The following is a 19,802-nucleotide window of genomic DNA, read 5'->3' as shown; positions in this document are numbered from 1 at the left end:
TAGCCCCGCCCTACGAGACGGTGAACACCCATACCCCACCCTCCGGCGTATCTGCCACGTGCATCGTGCTCGTCAGGTCTTCGGCGTACTGCTCAATATCCACGCTGACGTAGTGGCGGATATATTCCGGCAGTTCTTCGAGCGCCCGGTAGATCTCCGTCTCCTGGAGGTAGTCCTCGGCGTAGTCCGTGATCGAGCCCCACTCGCCCCGGTAGAACTCCTCGAAGCGGTCCACCAGCTCATCGTCCGCCCGGCCCAGGTAGGCCACCCATGCTCCGAAGGCCGGACCATGTTCGGTGATGCCCTTGGCCACCTTGCTCAGATCTTGAAGCGACGGCCACTCGCCCAGTGTGGAGGTGACCTCATCCTCGAAGCCTTCGTAGTCGTGGACGGCCCACTCCTCAGCTTCCTCGCCGTTCCGCCGGGCCGGTGACGTCGCCAGCAGCCGGGCGATAGCGCCTTCCAGATCTTCCTCGTCCCGATCGGCGGCAATCCAGCGGCCGTGCAGGTCGCCGTTGACGTAATCGGCCAGGCTGGTCACGTACACCCGCGGTCCATCACCGTGGGCGTCGTCGCCGTCAGCTTCCCCGGCCAAAGGCACGACCTCCCCGTCCCGCCAGACACCCGGCTGTGCCGGCTGGTATCCGCCGGGCCCGACGACGGGGCAGAGCGGCTCGCCGTCCTCGTGCGCCCAGGTGGCCCGGTCGAGGCCCTGAACCTCCTCGATGATCGGCTCTTCGCACTCCGGGCAGGCGTAGCCGACCCGTTCGAGGCGCTCGGCCTGATCACGACGCCCCAACTCGACAAGTGAATCTTCGTAGGTGCGGTACTCCCGGAGAACGGATTGCCAGCGCTGGTCGAGGGCTTCGCCGTCGCTCGTCTCCCAGATGTAGCGGAAGCCCTGTTCATCCTGGCTCACGATCGTGCCGCCACCGGTGCTGTGGTCGATGATCAGGCCGAACCAGCCCAGCTCATCCACCCGGCCGATCTCTTCGTCCGGTGGTTCGCCGAACAGCTCGTCCAGGTGGTCGGTGTGACCCGCGGCCGGAGATGCATCTGCCGCCAGCTCTGGCGCTACGGCGATCCCGCCGAGCATCCGCGCCCGTTTGCGGGCGGCGTCGATGCGGTCGAGGATGGCTGCCTGCTCTGCCCAACCCTTGACTGACCCCTTGTCCTCCCGGGTCAGGCAGTAGATCCGCAGTGCGTCGACCCACGAGGCGACCTCCGGTGTCTGGGCTTCGAGATCTTCGTACAGCTCGTGGTAGACGGTGTCTTCGATGATGTTGCCGGTGCTGGCCAGGCTGTAGAGGGCGCTGGACTGGCCGCCGTGGAGCTGACCGGCGATGTAGCGGGCGGTGCGGTCGTCGATGGGGCGCTCGTCGCGCCCGGCGGCCTCGATGCCCTGGGCGATCAGGCGCTCGTCGTGCGATGGCTCGGCGGGTAGGGCGCCTGCCTGGTTGATGATCCTTTCGTTCGCTGGTGCGTGTTCCATGGATGGGTTTCCTGTTTAGGTGATGTTGGTCCCGACGCGGCAGAGCCCGGCCACCGTGAAGGCGGCCGGGCTCTGGGAGGCCGGTCAGATGTGGTCCGGGGGTTGGCTGTTGCGCCGGACGCCGCGCGCCCGCAGCAGCACCTTGACGGCGGTCACGCTGATCGAGAACTTCTCAGCCAGGCTGCGGGCTGTCGCACCCGCCAGGTAGGAGTTGATCAGGGATTCGATGTCGGATGCTGGCAGCCGGTCGGTGATCGCATGCCGCCGCGGAACCTGGCCGGAGCCCGTGAGGCCCGCCAGGCCCGGTTCATCCTCCTGGTCGTCCTTGTCGGTTACTACTGCGCAGGTGGTTCGAAGATCTGTAAGGAGTGACGGGAGGTTCGAGTAGCGGGCGAGGAGGTGCACCACCTGAGGCCGGCCAGCGGTTTCCTTTTGTTTGCAGAGTCTCAGCCCGTCTGTCCGCTTGGGGCCGGCGCCTGGGCTCCCGGGCCGCCCGCCTGCCGGAGCCAGTCCACCGCGCGCCCGTCTCGGGATTCGCCCCGTTGAGGACGAACCAGCCCCAGTCGTTGCACTCCTGGTCGCACCACAGCCAACGCGGGGCTCACAGCTCGGTCCCTGGCCACCCCGCCATGCAGATACTCGCGCTGTGTGGATGATTGCTCGCTATGAGCGGCAACGGAGGACGTAGCCAGACACAACGCTCGATCTGGCTGACAGCCGGCGGCGCCGCCGTGGCCGCCGGGTGGGCGGCGTGGCTGGCCGGGCAGGATGGCTGGGCCGCCGTGCTGGTCGCGGTCGGAGTACTACTGCCGGTCGCGGCCCTCCTGGTCGACACGGTTGCGGCCCGCTCCGGAGATCGGGGCATCGAGAAGGTCGCCGACCAGCTCGCCGGCCTGGTCCGTGACCAGTGGGGCATCGAAGCAACCCGTCGCGGGGTAGGCCGCCCGCCGCTGGAGGTGTTCTGGCGGGCGGCCGACGCAGACCTGGTCCAGAGCTGGGCCGAACTGCAACAGGAGCCTGCCGGTGGGCGAAGCGGACCGGTGTCCGGCACTCCGGGCAGCGGACCGGGCGGCCTCGCCGGTAGTGGCGCGTTACTCGCGGCCTACGACCGCAGCCCCTGCGGGCGCCTCGTCGTGCTCGGGGAACCCGGGGCCGGCAAGACAGTCCTGCTGGTGCAGTTCGTCCTGGATCTGATCGGCCGCCGCCAGGCCAGCGAGCCGGTGCCGCTGCTGGTCCCGTTGGCCTCCTGGAACCCCGACTGGCAAAGCCTGTACGACTGGCTGGAAGCCCAGGTCCTGCGCGAGTACCCCCACCTGTCCGCCATCGATGCAGCTACCGGTGACACCCGAGCTGGAGCGCTGCTGCGCGCCGGACTGATCCTGCCGGTCCTCGACGGCCTGGACGAGATCCTCGCCGGCGACATGGACCAGGCCCTCGCCTCGATCAACGACGAACTCCGCAGCGACAGCGGCCTCGTCCTGAGCTGCCGCACCGACGAGTTCCGCGCAGCGGTACACCCCCATCCCAACCAGCGGCCGATCCACCTCGACGGCGCCGCCGGCATCCACCTCACCCCCCTCACCTCGACGGCGGTCAGGGGCTATCTGCTAGCCGGCGCCGGCAACGACGGCCCAACCCGATGGGCACAGGCCCTGACCGCTCTGGCGGATCCGACGTCGTCCGTCGCCCAGGCACTCACCACCCCACTGACCGCCTTCCTCGCCAGCACCATCTACAACCCACGACCCCGCGAATCCAGCCTGGTCCTACCCAATCCCACCGACCTGTGCGCCCTGCCCACCGCGGCCGGCGTCGAACAGCACCTGCTCGCCGGGTTCATCCCCGCCGCCTATCGGCCGCACCCCGACCAGCCGACCCGCTGGACCATCAAGCAGGCCAGCCGCTACCTGGCCTTTCTCGGTCATCACCTCGAACATCGCATGTACACCACCAGCCTCGCCTGGTGGGAAATTCCCCACGCGACCCCCAGCACCTACCGGATCCTGACGGTCGGACTCACGGGCGGACTCGCGACCGGGCTCGCGGGCGGACGCGCGATCGCGTTGGCTTCAGCATGGGGACGACTGGGGCTAGCCCGACTATGGCTGGCCGCACGCAGCCAGCAACCCCTCCACCTCATCGCCTTCCTCGAAGACGCCCGCGAGCGCGGCGTCCTGCGACAGGCCGGCGCCGTATGGGAGTTCCGCCACGCCAGCCTGCAGCGCTATTTCGCCGGGCCGCCCTGAGCTGGGTCGCCGCCGCCGCTGCCGCTAGGGCGTGGGGTTCGCCTGGTGCGGGGAGTGCCGTGTCCGGGCTGTCCACGCCGGGCCCGCGTGGACAGCCCGGTTCGTCAGGCCGCTGTGACGCCGACGGGGGTGTAGGTAAGGCCGGGGAACACCGTCCCGAGCTGAGCCTGGGACATTCCGAGCCAGCGGATCGCGTCGCCCAGGACGTTGCGGTAGTCGTTGAGCACCGGAACGGCGTGGTCGTCGAGCTGGTCGGGCGCGAGCCCCCGCCACTGGCCGTGCACCCCGCCGACCGCCCCGCCGCCGATCACGAACATGACCCCACCGCCGCCATGGTCGGTGCCGCCGTTGCCGTTCGTGTCGGCGCGCCGGCCGAACTCCTGGATCGTGACCAGGGTGACGTCCGCGGCCTTCGTCCCCAGGTCGGCGAAGAACGCCGCGATCGAGTCGGCCTGCCGCTTCTGCAGCGTCGCCAGCGTGCCGGTGACGCCGCCCTGGCCGACATGGGTGTCGTACCCGCCGGTCTCCAGCGTCGCGACCCTGACCCCCGACCCGACCTTGATCAGCCGGGCGATGTCCTGCAGCGCACGGCCCAGCCCCTCGTCCGGGTACGTGACGCCGTCGGCCGGGGTGTAGGGCTTCGCCGCGATCTCGCGGCCCTCGGCGAGCGCCGCCAGGGTCGTCGCGACACCGCGTGCATAGGGGCGGGCTGCGTCGGTGCCGGCGAACAGTGCGCCGAGCGCCGTGGAGGTGGCGGCCTGCTCGGCGGCCGACTCGCCCCAGCCGCTCGCCTCGAAGTTCTCGATGCCGTTGAGGGTGAGCGCCTCGGTGGCTCCGAGATACGCGGTGGGCAACGACCCGCCCTCCTGGACGGCGCGGAACGCCGACCCGGGGCTCAGGACGCTCAGCAGCCGGGTGAGGTAGCCACTGCCCTGTCCGTCGCCGCCGATCTCCAGCTCGAAGGTGTCCTGGAAGTGGCTGCGTGAGTTGTCGAGCAGCCCCGCGGCCGGGACCGCCGCGACCTTCCCCGCGTCCAGCAGGGGCCGCAGGGACGCGTAGGCCGGGTGCAGGCCGAACGTCCGGTCCATCGAGATGAGCTGCCCGGTGGGGATGGCGATGTCGGCGCGCAGCCCCGCGTAGTTCGGGTCGGCGCCCGGCACCAGGGCGTTCAGCCCGTCCATGCCGCCGCGCAGGGAGAGGATGACCAGCGTCCGGCCGGGGGTGTCGGCGAAGGCGACACGGACGGGGAGCACCGACGCGAGGCTCGCGGTGATGCCCACCGCGCCGGCTGCCGCGAGCACGCCGCGCCGGCTGGGCGCGTACCGGCCGCCGGGGGGAGGGAGCAGGTTCTGGTCCATCGGACGGCCTCCTAACCGTAGACGTGGTACGGGGAGTCGAGCAGGAGCGCGCCGGCCTGCCCGACGAGCCACTCGTTGTCGGCCGGCCGGCGGGACGCGCGGTCGCCGAGGAACGTCGTGATCGCGGCCCGGTGCTCGGGGGCCAGGTCCTGGAACAGGAGCCGGCGGGCCAGCACGTCCACCGCCGCGGTCATCGTCGCCGGCGGAGCGTCGCCGAGCAGCGTGTTGACCTTCGGGGTGCCGAGGTTCTTCGGCCACCATCCGTTGAGAAGGTTGCGGTGCATGTTCCAGCGGCCGATCGTGGCGGACGCCGACACCCAGCGCTCCGCCCGCAGCGGGTAGCCGTCCGGCGCCGGCCACGCCAGTGGTGCCATGCCCATGTCGTTCGCCATCCAGTAGAGCTGGGTGATCGGCTCGGTGCCGGTGGCGGGCGGGCGGATCCCGAGCACGCGCAGGGTGGCCACCAGGTCCTCCAGCGGGCGGCGGGTGCGCAGCCCGACCGCCTGGGCGAACTCGGTGGAGGTGAACAGCGCCTTCAGGACGGGCGCGATCGCGGTGTCGTTGTCCAGGTAGGTCCGCGTCAGCTTCTCGACGAGCGAGGGCGGCGGGTCGTCCGCGACGAAGTAGGTCGCCAGTTTCCGGGTGAGGTACGCCGCCGTCGCCGGATGATGCGCCAGGTGGTTCAGGTAGGCCCGCATCACCGCCTCCCCGCCCTCCGCGGTGCCGTTCGGCGCGGAGAAGCCCAGGACCTGGACCGGCCCGACGTAGTGGTCCTTCGGCTTGAAGACGTACTTCTTCGACGTGGAGTCGATGGAGATGCCCGTCAGGATGCGGGCGCTGTTCACGACCCCGTCCTGGTCGTACCCGCCGCCGACACCCACCGTGTGCAGTTCGAGCAGCTCCCGCCCGAGGTTCTCGTTGATTGCCCGCGCCGTCGACCGGTCGGCGTTCAGCCTGCGGATCATCGCCGGGCTGGTCGTCTCCGCCAGCAGCAGGTCGGCGTACCGCCCGAGCGCGTTCGGCCGGATGACCTCACGGTCGTCCGGGAACGAGTCCCGCCACAGGCCGTCGTTGGGATAGCCCTTGTTGAACACGTGCGACTGCCAGAAGTCGACCATCCGCTCCAGGAGCTGGCGGTTCGACCAGGTCATCCGCGCGATCGACGCCACCGCGAGGCCGATCACGTCCTTGTAGTCGACGTCGCCCTCGAGGGCGTGCAGCGTCTGGCTGCTGTCCTTCAGAAACCGGAAACGGCCGAGGACGCCGTCGACCGTCCCGTCGCCGATCGAGCCCGGGTCGAGCTGGCGGTCCAGCCAGGCCCCGGCCCCGCTCGCGCGCACCTCGGCGACCAGCTCCGGTGTCGGCCCGAAGGTCGCCCTGTTCAGCAGGTGCACCACCGGGTCGCGGCCGCGCAGGAAGGCTGGCGTCGCCGCCCCGGCCCCGCCGCCGGCCGGCGGCGTCGTGGGGCCCGTCGTGGGTGCTGCCGAGGTGGGTGCCGAGGTCGGCATGCCCGTTACCGGCGTGCCCGTCGGCCCGCCGGGCGTCGGAACGCCCGTGGGCGTCACCGGGCCCATGGTGGCCGTGGCCGTTGCCGTCGGGGCCGCCCCGCCACTCCCGCCGCCGCCAGCGCCGAACGAACAGCCCGCCGCGGTCGCGCCGAAGGCCGCGAGCGACGCGAACAGCCCGCGGCGACTCGCGGTGCTCGTCGGTGGTCGGGCGGTCCGCGTGTGGTCGGTCGTGTGGTCGGTGTTTCCCGGCTGTGTGCCGTCTCGCGTGGTCCGCGGATCATCCGTGGGTAATGCGCTGCTGCCGCGCCGCGGGGGCGGGTCGACCAGCGTCTGACCGCCCTCGTGCCTGTCTGCCATGCAGACCATCCCTGTAGGAGTCGAGCCCCAAGACCCCCCCAAGGGCCCGTTCGGTTACTCGACGGCGCCACAGTAGTGCGGGACTGTGTCGCCCTCCAGACAGGTCTGCCGGGTTTTTCAGGGTTTGACCATTCGTAGCGCAACGATCCGTGGTGCGGTGCGCGCAGGCTCGCCGTGGTCCGTTCCGTCAGCCGCCCGGACGTGCGCATTTACCCTGCGCGGCAGGGAGAGCCAGCCCAGTTCCGGCACGCGGCGCCCCCACCGGGGCGGAACTCCGGCCCGGTGGGAAGCCCTGCGGCGACACGCGATGACCTACGGTCGACCCACGGACACCCCGACCACATCACGGATTCTCGCCCTCCGTGTCCGAGCGAAGGCTTATCGGATTGTTCTGTGATCACGACGTGCCACCGCGGACGGCGTCCGTGGATGGTTCGTAGTTCTCCCCATGACGTCCGTGGTGGCCGGCCGCGTCAGCAGTGGCGGATCTCCTCATGTTCCGGGGACGGCCTCAGGCCGCGATGGCGATGTGCATCGTCGTATCTCCCAGCGCTTCCTTGATCGCGTGGGCGGGGTTCTCGTCCCGGGCGGGTGTGGCACGAGCCGAGGTTCAGCGGGCTGTGGTGCGGGTCGCCGAGCGGCAGGTCCGGGGCGAGGAGCAGCGGCGGGGCCTCGCCGCGGCGCCGCCCCCATCCGGCCTTACTGGTCAGGCGGGTTCGGCGTAGTAGGTGACCGCGTTTCCCTGCGCGCCGACAATCTCCCCGCCGGGAGCATTGGCAGTCGCGATCGCGGTGCTCACAACACTCCCGGCAAGAACATCCGCCGCAGTCGTGGTGTACTGCGCCGTACATTCCATGAAACCTTGAGGGCCGAGACTGCTCCCCGGGCAGAAGATGGGACCGAGCCGGTTGTCGATCACCAGGATGTTCACCAGCCCCGGGCTGGGTATCGAGTTGTTACTCACGGCGTAACGGTAGGTGATCACCTGACCTGGGCCGGTGAACTGTCGCGGGCTCGCGGTCCTACCGAGGCCGAGAGGACTCCTGTATGCGACGGTGGCGCTCCCGGTCCTGCTGACGGGCACTCCCGTCAGCGTGGTCGCGGTCACGGTCGCGCTGCTCGTCGTGGATCCGGCGAGGGCATCCGCCACGGTCGTCGTGTACTGCGCCGCACAGTCCAGGACACTGCCGGGCGGCAGACTTCTGAGCGGGCAGTGGACCATTCCGATCCGGTCATCGACCACCGACACGTTCTTCAGCCCCACCGGGCCGTTTATCAGCCGGTAGGTGTAGCTGATCGTCTGACCGGGGGTGGAAAAGGTGAACGGGCTCTGAATCGTGGCGAGAGTAAGCGTGGGAATGGCGGCCCTGTGGACGACAGCCGCAGTAGCGATCTTGATATACCGCTCCCCCGAGGTGTCTTTCATAATCGCTAGCGCGATGTTCACGATGCGCCCCGCGGCCACATCGGCCTCGGTCGTCGTGTACTGGCCCACGCAGTCCATCGACCCACCGGGCGGCATACTGGTGGACGGACAGGAAACCGGCCCGAGATGATCGTCGGTCACCGAGACACCCACCACCCAGGACGGACCGTTGAAAAACCGGTAGGTGTAGGTGATCACCTCCCCTGCGCCGTTGAACTCCAGTTGGCTGGGCGTCTTGAAGAAGAAGATCGGTTCGGCCTGCGCGAAGGCAGCCGAGGCAGCCGAGAAAACCGCCCCGAAGACCATGACGACCGTCAGACCTCTGACAGTCATCCGCTTCGCGACAGAGGCCACCATTTTTGCCGGATCTCGCGAGAAGAATCGGGGGATCTGTTCACAGGACATGCACATACTCCGCGCTCGCCGACGCATTCACCGATACGAAGATCAGACGGCGAGATTAGCGGGTTGACGGTACAGCGTCACGCACCTCGCACGACCATTTCAGCGCCCGCGACGGGTTATCCCCCCGCCTTCGCGGCCCGCGCCAGCAGGTACGCGGTCTGGTCGTGGACGGCGTCGGGGACGCGGGCCTGGTGCTCCGCCTCCCGGACCACGGCACGCGATGCCGGTACGGCACGGCGGACGAGGCGTGCCGCGGAGGCCCTCACCGGCCCGGGGGCGGACGGGGAGGACCTCCGCACACGCAGACAAGCCCTGGCAGCTCGTCCCTCTCAGAGCGTCAGGGCTGAAGGGTCCACTGCTTGCCGCACTGGCAGGTCTGGATCCAGGTGCGACTCAGGCGGCCGGCCGGGCGGCTGGTGAGTGCGGCGGCCGGGTGGGTGCAGACCTCCGGGCTTGTTGCCGGGGTCGGTGTCGCGGTGGCCGCGGTCGGGCCGGTTCGGGCCTGGTAGCCGCGGAACCGGGATCCGACCCGTCCGAGCAGGAGCGGCAGGAACATCACAGCGTCACCTCCGTTCCGGTGCCTCGCGGCACCGGCACTGTCTCGGTCTCGCACCCTCGTTGTGACGCTGACCGGTCGAGCATTGGCTGGTCGGAAACACGTTGATCGGATATTGACTCATCGGTTGGCGCCGATTCGGTGGCGGCGCGACGGGAGCACACCCTGGCGTCTGATTTCTCACCATCGGCCTCCCCATCGGCCTCGCCAACGGCTCACGGGAGCGGTCGACGGCACCGTCGTCCACGCGATGGGTGCGATCGTGCCGAAGTTCATCAAGGCCGGGACTCCAGGAAAAGTCGGGCAGATGGTATAGAGCGGGCGGACGAGAGCGCCGAACCGGGCACTGCACGCACGACGAGCAACGAAGGGCCGGGAGGTGCCCGCCCGACCGGATCTCGCTGGGAACGACGTCACCTCGACCGGCGGCGTCGCCGGCGCCCCTGCTCGTGTGCTGTGATCGGCTCGTTGGATCGGCTACCTGGGCAGGCAGGGGCCCTGGAGCACGACACCCACCTTGCTCACCAATCGTGCCCACTCAATCGCCACGTTAACCCGCCGAGGTGCGGAAATTTACCGGCAATTAGCACCGCGAGGCGCCCGCGGACGTACCCGCCGCCGGCGACGCGGCTGTACGGGTACGGCAGGTGAGCAGGTTTGACAGCGGAGCCGGAATCCATCCGAGCCGCAGGGAGAGGGAGCAGGCGGAATGACGACGGTGTCACCGGGCAGCGGCACCACAGGCGCGGACGCCCGTATCACCCGGACGCCGAGCGAGCAGGCCTGGCTCCGTGTGCGCGGGGAGCTGAAGCGCCGGCGGTTCGAGCTGGCGCTGCAGGCGGCTCACGACTATCCGCCGGCCGCGCGGGTGGCGGGTACCCCGCTGACGGCCGCGCCGCGGTGGATCCCGGCCGCGCCGCTGCCGCTCGAGGCGGTCGCGATCGATCTGGTCGCGATCGATCCGGTCGCGGGCGTCCCGGACGGAGTGGGCCAGGCAGCGGTCACTGGCCGTGGACCGGGCGGCGAGGGCGTCCGGCCGGTGGATGCGGCGGGACGCCGGTACCCGGGCTATACGGCTGCGATGGCCGTGCTCGACCGGCCCGCGGTGTTCGCGGATCTGCCGACCTACCGGCTGCATGACGCGGATCTGTCGCTGCCGGGCGGGCGGGGGGCGCTGACCCTCGGGCTCGGCAGCTACTTCGACGGCGTCGATGTCGGGGAGGCATGTGCCCACGAGTTCGTCGCCGGCCCGGAGCGGCCGCTGCGACAGGCCGTGGGCGAGCCATGGGACCTGCAGCGCCGGCCGGTCAACCTTGCCATCAGTACCCTGACGATCCGCCTCGACCGCACGGCCGGTCCAGGCCGCCTGGGCGGCACGGCGGGCGCCGCCGGGAGCGCGACGATGCTTCTCCACCGCCGGGACCCGACGAAGGTCGGTCATGCCGGGGGGCTGCTGCAGGTGGTGCCGGCAGGCATCTTCCAGCCGTCCGGCCCGGCGGAGTGGAACCTCCGCAACGACTTCGACCTGTGGCGGTCGATCACGCGGGAGTACTCCGAGGAGCTGCTCGGCACGGCGGAGGAGTACGGCAGCGACCGCCAGCCCATCGACTACGGCGCCTGGCCGTTCGCCGCGAGCCTTGCGCAGGCCCGCCGCGACGGCGGGGTGCGGGTCTCGGTTCTCGGTCTCGGCGTCGATCCGCTGACCTTCGCCACCGATCTGCTCACGGTTGCGGTCTTCGAGGCGCCGGTGTTCGACTCCCTGTTCGCCGGCCTGGTGGCCACGAACGCGGAGGGATCCGTCTTCGCCGGCATCCCGTTCACCGAACGGACCGTGGAGCGGCTGCTCCGGGACGAGCCGGTGCAGGCAGCCGGTGCCGCGCTGGTCGCGCTCGCCTGGAGGCATCGGGACGTCCTGCTTTCCTGAGCCTGCGCCGGGTCCCGGGCCGACGGCTACACGCTGTCGGCGGCGCCGGGCGCGGAGCCGGGGGTGGCGGACCAGTTGTCGCCCGCGGCGCGGTGGTCGCCGGCCGTCGGGCCGTGGCCGGAGTTCCACGAGAAGCCGAACGGCCCGGTGGTCGGCCCGGTGGCCGGGCCGGGACCGGTGTCACGGTCGCGGCGGTACCGACTGCCCCGGTGGGCTGGCCAGTCGTCGTCGGCGCCTTCGGAGCCGTCCGCACTGTCACTGCCCGCGTAGTCCCAGCTCGACGACCACGCCTCGGGCTGCCACTCCGAGGAGGAGGACCAGTCCGTGTCACGGTCGCGGCCGTAGGAGCCCGGCTCGGCGGGCAGCGGCGGCGTGGCGGCGAAGGCGGATCCGATGACCCTTGGGACCACAAGCCAGGCAGTGATGTTGACCCCCAGGACGACGAAAGTGATCATTCCGACCAGAAGCACCCATGCTGGCTGCGGTGGGTCGGCGGAGCCGGCAGCCATCCCGGCCATGACGGCCAGCGCGCCGACCGTCGCAGTGTTGAACCGAGCCACGGTGCTTTCCTACGCCTCAGACCGGCCCGCGAGGGGCGATCGACGCCAACCCGACAGTGACGTCAGGCCACAGCGCCGCAGGTCAGCGGCAACACGGATCACCACGCACGGTCGGCGAACGGCCCGCCTGCGGGCCCGCGGTGGCGGCGGTTGTGCCAGGTCCGGGCGGGCCACGCCACCTCGACAGATGGCGGGATCCGCGACGACGTCCGGGCATCTGCGGCGGCCCGCGGGGAGGCCGAAGAGCAAGATCGAGGATGCGACTGGGGTGTCACGGGCCGGGGACGGATGATGGGAACGACCCGGACACCTCAGTCGCGTCCTCAACCTACCTGGCCGATAGCTTTTAGTCACTGATCGACTACAGGCAGTTCTAGCGTACACCCCCTTTGCTGCCCCTGTCCCCGTATGGCGTACCCGTCCGAACGCAGGTGGCGACACTCGCTGGCCGGTCGGGGACAAGCGAGCACCACAAGCGAGAGATCTGTCACGGCGGGCGGCGGTATTCTCGGCGAGCCCACGGCAGGGGTGGCTGCCGGCCCGCGGGTGACCACTGCCGTATCGTCCAGACATCGCGCGACGCGGGCTGAAACGTCCCGGGTTGGAATGGGTGGGACTGTCGGTGACGCCCAGCATGTCCGTGACGCGTGCACTGTCCGGGATCGGACAGCGGTCCAGTGATGACAGCCACAGGGTGAGCGCCGGGTTTCCGGCTTAGTCTCATCGCTCATGAGTGGCGCGCCCATCGGGGTGTTCGACAGTGGAGTCGGTGGTCTCACCGTTGCGCGCGCGATCCTGGACCAGCTACCAGGAGAGCCACTGCTCTATATCGGCGACACCGCGAACGCCCCGTACGGCCCGCGGCCGATCGCCGAGGTCCGCCGGCACGCCCTGGCCGCGCTGGACCATCTCGTCGCCGCGGGCGTGAAACTTCTGGTCATCGCGTGCAACTCCGCGAGCGCGGCATGCCTGCGCGACGCCCGGGAACGCTACGACGTACCGGTGGTCGAGGTCATTGTGCCCGCGACCCGCCGTGCCGTAGCCGCAACACGGAGTGGCCGGGTGGGAGTTATCGGAACCGTCGCCACCATCACCAGCCGGGCCTACGAGGACGCCTTCGCCGCCGCCTCGGGTACCGAGCTGGTAAGCGTGGCATGCCCGGCTTTCGTCGACTTCGTCGAGCGCGGCATCACGTCCGGGCGGCAGTTGCTGGGACTGACCGAGGCGTATCTCGCGCCGCTGCAGGAAGCCGATGTGGACACAGTGATTCTTGGATGCACCCACTATCCGCTGCTGACCGGTGTGATTGGTCTCGTCATGGGCGAGGGGGTCACACTCGTGAGCAGCGCGGAGGAGACGGCAAAGGACACCTACCGGGTCCTCGCCCGCGACGGGCTGTTCCGCGACCCCGCCCTGCCACCACCGGTCCACCGGTTCCTGACAACGGGCGACCCGGGCGCCTTCGCCCGGGTCGGCCGCCGGTTCCTCGGCCCGGAGATCACCGCGGTCGGCCTCGCCGCCATGCCCACGCCCCGCCAGGCGGAGGTGGCAGCACGATGAAGCTCACGATCCTCGGCTGTTCGGGCACCTACCCGGGGCCCACCTCCGCCTGCTCGTCCTACCTGATCGAGGATGAGGGCTTCCGGCTCGTGCTGGACGCCGGCAACGGCTCCGTCGGCGAGCTGCAGCACCACTGCGACATCCGCGACGTCGACGCCGTCCTGCTCAGCCACCTGCACGGTGACCACTGCCTCGACCTGGTCGCGACGTCCTACGCGCGGCGCTACCACCCCGAGGGGATGCCGCCGAAGCTGCCGGTCTACGGACCGATCAACACCCAGGAACGGCTGTGCGGCGCCTTCGAGCGCTGGCCGGAGGACTCCCTCGCCGACATCTACGACTTCCGCACGATCGGGCCGGGGCGCCTGCACATCGGGCCGTTCCGCATCGACCTCGCGCGGGTCGCCCATCCGATCGAGGCGTACGGGGTGCGGGTCACCGCCGGCGGCCGCACACTGACCTACTCCGGCGACACGGGCGTGTGCGACCGGCTCGTCCGGCTGGCGCAGGGCAGCGACCTCTTCCTGTGCGAGGCCTCCTTCCTCGACGGTGAGGACAACCCGCCGGATCTGCACCTGACCGGCAAGGACGCCGGTGAGCACGCGACCCGCGCGGACGTCGGCCGCCTCGTCCTCACGCACCTGGTGCCGTGGGGCAACGTGGAGCGCACGCACGGCGAGGCCCGGGACGCCTTCGACGGTGATCTCAGCCTGGCGAGCACCGGCGCGATCTACGAGGTCTGAACCCGCGCGGTGCCGGTCGCCCGCACGACTGTCGCACCCCGCCGATAGGGTCTCCTCCCGTGATCCGAGTCGATGGCAGGAAGACCGACGAGCTCCGCGAGATCACGATCGAACGGGGCTGGCAGGAGCACGCGGAGGGGTCTGCGCTGATCTCCGCCGGGCTCACCAGGGTGCTGTGCGCCGCGTCCGTCACCGAGAGCGTCCCGCGGTGGCGCAAGGGCAGCGGGCTCGGCTGGGTGACGGCCGAGTACTCGATGCTGCCCAGGGCGACGCACACCCGCAACGACCGCGAGTCTGTCCGCGGTCGCATCGGCGGCCGCACGCACGAGATCTCCCGCCTGATCGGGCGAAGCCTGCGGGCCGCGATCGACCTGAAGGCGCTCGGCGAGAACACCATCGCCATCGACTGTGACGTGCTGCTCGCCGACGGCGGCACCCGCACTGCCGCCATCACCGGCGCCTACGTCGCGCTGGCGGATGCCTGCCGGTGGCTCGGCCGGCCCGGAGCGATCGTCAGCAGCGTGTGCGCGGTCAGCGTCGGGATCGTCAAGGGCGTCCCGATGCTCGACCTCGCCTACACCGAGGACTCGACGGCCGACACCGACATGAACGTCATCTGCACCGGCACGGGTGGCTTCGTCGAGGTTCAGGGAACGGCGGAGGGGGCCCCGTTCGACCGGGCCGCACTCGACCAGCTTCTCGATCTCGCGGTCGGCGGGTGCGCGCGGCTCACCGAGATTCAGAACGCGGCGCTGGCCCTCCCGGCGCCGGCCGGGCCGCCCACCCCCCAGCGCGCCGCCTCGGCGCCGAAATCGGCCGGCTCCCGGTGAACACAGCCGGGGGGGCGCGGCGGCCGCGGCAGGTCGTCCTGGCCAGCCGCAACGAGGGGAAGCTTCGCGAGCTGCACCGCATCCTTGCCGCCACCGGCCTGGGTGTCGAGGTACTGCCACTGCCTGACGGCCCGGAGGTCGCCGAGACCGGGTCCACCTTCGCCGAGAACGCGCTGATCAAAGCCCGGGCAGCGGTCGCCGCGACGGGGCTTGCCGCCATCGCCGACGACTCGGGCCTCACCGTGGACGAGCTCGCCGGCATGCCCGGCGTGCGCTCGGCCCGCTGGGCGGGTGCCCGGGGCGGAAGCCGGGCCGAGCGGGACGCGGCGAACAACACCCTGCTGCTCGCCCAGCTCGACGACGTCGAACCGCCGCGCCGCGGCGCGGCCTTCGTCTGCGCCGCGGCGCTGGTCACCCCGGAGGGGGCCGAGCATGTCGTCCACGGCGCGCTGCGCGGGCGGCTGCTCACCGAGGGGCAGGGCAGCGGCGGGTTCGGTTACGACCCGCTGTTCGTCGCCGACGGCGAGACCAGGACGAACGCCGAGCTGACCGCCGAGGAGAAGGACCGGATCAGCCACCGGGGCAAGGCTCTGCGCGACCTCGCCGCCTTCATCGCCACCCTGCCGCCGGCGACTGCGCCTCCGGCCTCCGCCTCCGACTGAGCCGCCTGACGAGCCGCGGCCACCCGACGAGCCGCGGCTACGCGGCCATCGTGCCGCGGCCCACCGTGCCGCCGCCAGGCGACGTCAGGCCCACAGCTGGCCTTCCAGCGCCGCCTCGGCCTCGGCGAGGGTGCCCGCGTAGGCACCGGTCGACAGGTACTTCCACCCGCCGTCGCAGACGATGAGCGCGATGTCGGCACGCCGGCCGTCCCGCACCGCCCGCTCGGCCTGACCCAGCGCGGCATGCAGGATCGCGCCGGTCGAGATCCCTGCGAAGATGCCCTCCTGCTGCACCAGCTCCCGGGTACGGCGCAGGGCCTCCCGCGGGCCGACCGAGTACCGCGAGGTCAGCACCGAGGGGTCGTAGAGCTCCGGGACGAACCCCTCGTCGATGTTGCGCAGCCCGTAGACGAGTTCGCCGTAGCGGGGTTCCGCGGCCACGATCGAGATGCCGGGGACATGCTCACGCAGGTAACGGCCGGTGCCCATCAGCGTGCCGGTGGTGCCCAGCCCGGCAACGAAATGGGTGATGGTCGGCAGATCCTCGAGAATCTCCGGGCCGGTCGTCTCGTAGTGGGCCTGCGCGTTCGCCGGATTGCCGTACTGGTACAGCATCACCCAGTCCGGGTTCTCGGCGGCGAGCCGCTTGGCCACGGCCACCGCCTCGTTCGAGCCCCCGGCGGCCGGCGAGGAGACGATCTCGGCCCCCCACATCTGGAGCAGCTGGCGACGCTCCACGGAGGTGTTCTCCGGCATCACGCAGATCAGCCGGTATCCCTTCTGGCTGCACACCATCGCCAGCGAGATACCGGTGTTGCCGGACGTCGGTTCCAGGATCGTCGCGCCCGGGGAGAGCAGACCGCGCTTCTCCCCGTCCGCGATCATCCACAGGGCCGCTCTGTCCTTGATCGATCCGGTGGGATTGTCCTGCTCCAGCTTTGCCCAGAGCCGGACCTCCGCCGAGGGAGACAGCCTCGGCAGGCCGACCATCGGGGTACGGCCTACCGAGTCCACCAGGGAGTCGTAACGCATGAGAAGGGACCTGCCGCCCTGATCAGAGAAGTGAGGTGTCCCCGGCGGAGCCACCGGCCACGGCGGGGAGAATTGTGACGTTGTCGCCGTCGCTCAGCTTGGCGTCGAGGCCGCCGAGGAAGCGGACGTCCTCGTCGTTGATGTAGATGTTGACGAAGCGGTGCAGCTCACCTTCGCCGTCGCTGGAGATCAGGCGGGAGCGCAGCCCGGCGTGGCGGGCGTCAAGATCCAGGAAGAGCGCGGCGAGCGTGTCGCCCGTGCCCTCGACCAGCTTGGCGCCTCCGGTGTAGCTGCGCAGGATCGTCGGCACACGGACCTGGACTGCCATGGTGCTCCTTCCTCGGTCGCCGACGGCGGGGCCGCCGTGGCGCGTCGCCCGGCGTGGGCGACGTGGATGCGTCTCTGCTTGCGTTCGGACAGCTGCGGCCGGGCTGGCCGGAGGCCATGCTGACAGCCCCCACCCCGCCACGCCCGGGTCGTGACGCCTCCTACAGGAACGTCACAGCGGGCTCAGACGATTTCCACCTGCTCCTCGGTGACCGCGCCGTCGACGATGCGGAAGGACCGGAACTCGGTGGTTTCGGGGTCGCGGGTGGAGGCGAGCACGTAGTGCGCGTCCGGGATGCTGGCCTGGGAGATGTCCGTCCGCGACGGGTAGGCCTCAGTCGCCGTGTGCGAATGGTAGATCACGACGGGCTCCTCGTCGCGGTCGTCCATCTCGAGGAAGACCCGGAGCTTCTCGGCGTCGTCGAAGCGGTAGTAGGTGGGCGACCGCTCCGCGTTGAGCATCGGGACGAACCGCTCCGGCCGGTCCGACCCGATGGGACCGGCGATGAGCCCGCATGCCTCGTCGGGATGGTCACGGCGGGCGTGGGCGACGATCGCCTCGTAGTGGGTTCGGTCGATGCGCAGCACGCGACAACCGTACGACGCGGACGGGCCGGATCGGGCGTCCATGCGGACACATCCCCTGCCTCGGCCTGCCCGCGGCAGGCCGAGGCACTCGCGCGGCCCCCGGGCGGCGCCCCACTTCAGGACCGGACAGCCCCCGGGGACGCGATCACAGCAAGGCCGCGGCGAGGCCACGGCAAGGCCACGGCACCGGTCAGAGCATGATCCGGGTCAGCTCGTCGAGCAGCCCGGTCAGGAAGTTGTAGACGGCGGCGACCGGAGCGCGCGGGTCGTCCGGAGCCAGCCGGTCGAGCTCCTCGGTCGACGCGTCGTCGGTGAGCCCGAGCCGGGTCCCGAGCACGAGGCGCAGGTCGTTGAGGACAGTCAGCCAGTCCTGGGCGGACTCGTCGTCGAGTACCAGGACGGCCCCGGGCGCGGGAACGGCGGCCAGCACCCGCCGGGCCGCGTCGCGACGACGGGCCAGCGCGTCGTCCGTCCGGCGGCGGCGGTAGTCGCCGGAGGCCATCGGGTCGTCCGGATAGGGGTCGGGGAGCAGCCGAGCTACCGCCGGGTCCTCCGGCGGCGGCGGGGCGGTGTCCCGCAGGCCGACGAGCGCCTCCAGCGGATCGTCGACCGGGGGCGGCTGCAGCAGCCCCTCCACCTGCTCCAACAGCTCGGTGAGCAGTGTCGACTCGAGCTGGGGAAGCCGCAGCTCGATGCCGGCGCTGGTTCGCCGGAACCCGTTCACGCGCCTCCGCCCCAGGGTTGTCGTCGTCTGCCAAACCATGATCCGCTGGCGCCAGGCCACCAGCCGCCGGCGGGCACCCGCGGGCGGGCCCGGCGGCACCGGCAGCCAGCCTACGACCCGCAGCCACCGGCTGGTCACGCCGATCACCCGAAGCCCGCGCCACACCCACAGAAGGGGACCACGCCGACGCCACCGACGGGCCCCGGAAGCGGGCCTGCCCCCCGCGCCGAGGACGGGGCCCCGGCCACTCCGCGAGCCGCCTTCCGACCCGCCCGACTCGCCTTCAGGCCCGGCCGAGCCGCCTTTGGACCCGGCTGAGCCGCTACCGGACCCGCCGCCGCGGGCGGCCCCGGAACGACCCGGCCCGCCCGCCCGGCCGCGGCCCGAGCGGTCAGTCCTGCGCGATGGTGGCCCAGAGCCCATAGGTGTGCAGCCGCTCCGCGGCCGCCTCCATCTCCTCGCGGGTGCCGGATGTGACGGTGGCACGGCCCTTGTGGTGGACGTCGAGCATGAGCTTGGTCGCCTTCGTCTCGCTGTAGTTGAACAGCTTTCGGAAGACGTACGTCACATACGACATGAGGTTGATCGGGTCGTTCCAGACGATGGTGACCCAGAGGCGGTCTTCCTCGGGGACGTCCTCGACGTCCTCGACCTCGACCGGCGACACGGCGGTGACGGACACGGGGTCTATTGTTACCCCTCCCCTTCACCAACTCGCGACGGCAGCCCTGCTGTCGCACACGGTAACCACACCGCTCCCATGTCTGCCGTGCGGTGGCTGGACGGCCAGCGCCGAAGGCCGGCACGGGTGGGCGGTCAGACAGTACGGCGCAGCAGCGGAGGGTACAGCGCGGTCGCCACGCCGCGCCGGTAGAGCTCGGCCGGGCGCCCGCCTCCCCGCGGGGAGGCCCGCTGGCCGACAGCGACGACGAAGCCGGGCGTGGAGAGGACCTTGCGCCGGAAGTTCGGCGGATCGAGCGCGACGCCCCAGGCAGCCTCGTACACCCGGCGCAGGTCGGCGAGGGTGAACGGCTCCTCGCAGAAGGCCGCAGCCAGCGGTGTGTACTCCAGTTTGCTCCGCGCCCGCTCGACCCCGTCGACAACGATCTGGGGATGGTCGAACGCCAGGGTCGGGCCGTCCGCGGAGTCCAGGTCGCCGACGGGCCACCAGCGGGCCCGCGGGCCGTCCCGCCCGGTCGTCGGCTGGGGCAGGTTCGGGAGCAGCGCCAGGTAGGCGACGCTGACGACCCGGCCTCGCGGGTCGCGCTGCGGGCAGCCGTAGGTCCGCAGCTGCTCCAGGTGCCCGGCGGTGGTGACCCCGGTCTCCTCGGCGAGCTGCCGCAGGGCCGAGGTGTCGAGATCCTCGTCCGGGCCGACGAAACCACCGGGCAGCGCCCACGATCCGCGGAACGGCTCGCCGGCCCGCTGGATGACGAGGACGCACAGCCGGCCCGCGCGCAGGGTGAGGAGCACGATGTCCACGCTCACGGCGACCGCCGGGATC

Annotated in this window: 19 protein-coding genes; 6 read left to right on the top strand and 13 right to left on the bottom strand. The window is 70.9% G+C overall.

Going from position 1 to position 19,802, the window contains the following annotated elements; genetic code table 11:
• Positions 1–10: 10 nt before the first annotated feature.
• Positions 11–1,492: an antirestriction protein ArdA gene (locus tag AB1460_RS14755; RefSeq protein WP_368961807.1), complete on the bottom strand. Its 1,482-nt coding sequence runs from the start codon at positions 1,490–1,492 to the stop codon at positions 11–13.
• 84 nt (positions 1,493–1,576) lie between these two features.
• Entirely contained in the window at positions 1,577–1,900 is a 324-nt protein-coding gene (locus AB1460_RS14750; RefSeq protein ID WP_368961805.1) for a hypothetical protein, read from the bottom strand.
• 257 nt (positions 1,901–2,157) lie between these two features.
• Here AB1460_RS14750 and AB1460_RS14745 point away from each other — a divergent pair, with 257 nt between their 5' ends.
• Entirely contained in the window at positions 2,158–3,738 is a 1,581-nt protein-coding gene (locus tag AB1460_RS14745) for an NACHT domain-containing protein (RefSeq protein ID WP_368961804.1), read from the top strand.
• Positions 3,739–3,842: 104 nt separating this feature from the next.
• On the opposite strand, the gene AB1460_RS14740 is transcribed toward AB1460_RS14745, so the two are convergent.
• The 4 genes from AB1460_RS14740 to AB1460_RS14725 form a co-directional block, all read right to left on the bottom strand.
• Complete coding sequence (locus tag AB1460_RS14740) at positions 3,843–5,096, bottom strand: DUF1501 domain-containing protein (protein WP_368961803.1); 1,254 nt, start codon at positions 5,094–5,096, stop codon at positions 3,843–3,845.
• 11 nt (positions 5,097–5,107) lie between these two features.
• Entirely contained in the window at positions 5,108–6,961 is a 1,854-nt protein-coding gene (locus AB1460_RS14735; protein WP_368961802.1) for a DUF1800 domain-containing protein, read from the bottom strand.
• A 706-nt stretch (positions 6,962–7,667) separates the two neighbouring features.
• Complete coding sequence (locus tag AB1460_RS14730) at positions 7,668–8,792, bottom strand: DUF7507 domain-containing protein (protein WP_368961800.1); 1,125 nt, start codon at positions 8,790–8,792, stop codon at positions 7,668–7,670.
• 337 nt (positions 8,793–9,129) lie between these two features.
• Entirely contained in the window at positions 9,130–9,348 is a 219-nt protein-coding gene (locus tag AB1460_RS14725) for a hypothetical protein (protein WP_368961798.1), read from the bottom strand.
• 709 nt (positions 9,349–10,057) lie between these two features.
• Here AB1460_RS14725 and AB1460_RS14720 point away from each other — a divergent pair.
• Entirely contained in the window at positions 10,058–11,272 is a 1,215-nt protein-coding gene (locus AB1460_RS14720) for a transcriptional regulator (protein ID WP_368961797.1), read from the top strand.
• Between the two features lie 26 nt (positions 11,273–11,298).
• Here AB1460_RS14720 and AB1460_RS14715 read toward each other — a convergent pair whose 3' ends face one another.
• Positions 11,299–11,832 carry a hypothetical protein gene (locus tag AB1460_RS14715; protein WP_368961796.1) on the bottom strand — a complete coding sequence of 178 codons (534 nt, stop codon included), beginning with the start codon at positions 11,830–11,832 and terminating at the stop codon, positions 11,299–11,301.
• Positions 11,833–12,561: 729 nt separating this feature from the next.
• Between AB1460_RS14715 and murI the strand changes: the two genes are divergently transcribed.
• From murI to rdgB, 4 genes are read left to right on the top strand one after another with little or no spacing between them, the layout of a single operon-like run.
• Entirely contained in the window at positions 12,562–13,392 is an 831-nt protein-coding gene (gene murI / locus AB1460_RS14710; protein ID WP_368961795.1) for a glutamate racemase, read from the top strand.
• A complete protein-coding gene (locus tag AB1460_RS14705; RefSeq protein ID WP_071086859.1) occupies positions 13,389–14,135 on the top strand; it encodes an MBL fold metallo-hydrolase in 747 nt (248 codons plus the stop codon). Before murI ends, AB1460_RS14705 begins: the two co-directional genes overlap by 4 nt.
• Positions 14,136–14,194: 59 nt before the next feature.
• Positions 14,195–14,965, top strand: a complete 771-nt coding sequence (gene rph, locus AB1460_RS14700) for a ribonuclease PH (RefSeq protein ID WP_071086861.1) — start codon at positions 14,195–14,197, stop codon at positions 14,963–14,965.
• The gene (gene rdgB / locus AB1460_RS14695; protein ID WP_368961792.1) at positions 14,962–15,627 is read left to right on the top strand and encodes an RdgB/HAM1 family non-canonical purine NTP pyrophosphatase; all 666 of its coding nucleotides are present in this window, start codon (positions 14,962–14,964) and stop codon (positions 15,625–15,627) included. Before rph ends, rdgB begins: the two co-directional genes overlap by 4 nt.
• Positions 15,628–15,711: 84 nt before the next feature.
• On the opposite strand, the gene AB1460_RS14690 is transcribed toward rdgB, so the two are convergent.
• From AB1460_RS14690 to AB1460_RS14665, 6 genes are all read right to left on the bottom strand, one after another.
• The gene (locus AB1460_RS14690) at positions 15,712–16,659 is read right to left on the bottom strand and encodes a PLP-dependent cysteine synthase family protein (protein WP_368961791.1); all 948 of its coding nucleotides are present in this window, start codon (positions 16,657–16,659) and stop codon (positions 15,712–15,714) included.
• Positions 16,660–16,681: 22 nt separating this feature from the next.
• Positions 16,682–16,987, bottom strand: a complete 306-nt coding sequence (locus AB1460_RS14685) for a MoaD/ThiS family protein (RefSeq protein ID WP_368961789.1) — start codon at positions 16,985–16,987, stop codon at positions 16,682–16,684.
• Between the two features lie 182 nt (positions 16,988–17,169).
• On the bottom strand, positions 17,170–17,574 hold the full coding sequence (locus tag AB1460_RS14680) for a Mov34/MPN/PAD-1 family protein (RefSeq protein WP_368961788.1): 405 nt from the start codon (positions 17,572–17,574) through the stop codon (positions 17,170–17,172).
• 190 nt (positions 17,575–17,764) lie between these two features.
• The gene (locus AB1460_RS14675; RefSeq protein ID WP_368961847.1) at positions 17,765–18,337 is read right to left on the bottom strand and encodes a DUF2017 domain-containing protein; all 573 of its coding nucleotides are present in this window, start codon (positions 18,335–18,337) and stop codon (positions 17,765–17,767) included.
• Positions 18,338–18,689: 352 nt separating this feature from the next.
• Positions 18,690–18,980, bottom strand: a complete 291-nt coding sequence (clpS, locus tag AB1460_RS14670) for an ATP-dependent Clp protease adapter ClpS (RefSeq protein ID WP_018639708.1) — start codon at positions 18,978–18,980, stop codon at positions 18,690–18,692.
• A gap of 134 nt (positions 18,981–19,114) precedes the next feature.
• Positions 19,115–19,780 (bottom strand): NUDIX hydrolase, encoded by a 666-nt coding sequence (locus AB1460_RS14665; protein ID WP_368961846.1) that lies wholly within the window; start codon positions 19,778–19,780, stop codon positions 19,115–19,117.
• Positions 19,781–19,802 lie beyond the last annotated feature (22 nt).

Source organism: Parafrankia sp. FMc2 (assembly GCF_041008525.1).
Lineage (GTDB): Bacteria > Actinomycetota > Actinomycetes > Frankiales > Frankiaceae > Parafrankia.
The sequence above is the reverse complement of the archived record's forward strand: the minus strand, read 5'-3'. Positions and strand labels throughout refer to the sequence as shown.

Bases quoted from the DNA above. Each gene is read 5' to 3' on its own strand.
- AB1460_RS14735 (WP_368961802.1), bottom strand. From the start codon at position 6,961: ATGGCAGACAGGCACGAGGGCGGTCAGACGCTGGTCGACCCGCCCCCG.
- AB1460_RS14675 (WP_368961847.1), bottom strand. From the start codon at position 18,337: ATGGTTTGGCAGACGACGACAACCCTGGGGCGGAGGCGCGTGAACGGG.
- AB1460_RS14720 (WP_368961797.1), top strand. From the start codon at position 10,058: ATGACGACGGTGTCACCGGGCAGCGGCACCACAGGCGCGGACGCCCGT.
- AB1460_RS14740 (WP_368961803.1), bottom strand. From the start codon at position 5,096: ATGGACCAGAACCTGCTCCCTCCCCCCGGCGGCCGGTACGCGCCCAGC.
- AB1460_RS14745 (WP_368961804.1), top strand. From the start codon at position 2,158: ATGAGCGGCAACGGAGGACGTAGCCAGACACAACGCTCGATCTGGCTG.
- AB1460_RS14685 (WP_368961789.1), bottom strand. From the start codon at position 16,987: ATGGCAGTCCAGGTCCGTGTGCCGACGATCCTGCGCAGCTACACCGGA.
- AB1460_RS14730 (WP_368961800.1), bottom strand. From the start codon at position 8,792: ATGTCCTGTGAACAGATCCCCCGATTCTTCTCGCGAGATCCGGCAAAA.
- murI (WP_368961795.1), top strand. From the start codon at position 12,562: ATGAGTGGCGCGCCCATCGGGGTGTTCGACAGTGGAGTCGGTGGTCTC.
- AB1460_RS14690 (WP_368961791.1), bottom strand. From the start codon at position 16,659: ATGCGTTACGACTCCCTGGTGGACTCGGTAGGCCGTACCCCGATGGTC.
- AB1460_RS14725 (WP_368961798.1), bottom strand. From the start codon at position 9,348: ATGTTCCTGCCGCTCCTGCTCGGACGGGTCGGATCCCGGTTCCGCGGC.
- AB1460_RS14705 (WP_071086859.1), top strand. From the start codon at position 13,389: ATGAAGCTCACGATCCTCGGCTGTTCGGGCACCTACCCGGGGCCCACC.
- AB1460_RS14755 (WP_368961807.1), bottom strand. From the start codon at position 1,492: ATGGAACACGCACCAGCGAACGAAAGGATCATCAACCAGGCAGGCGCC.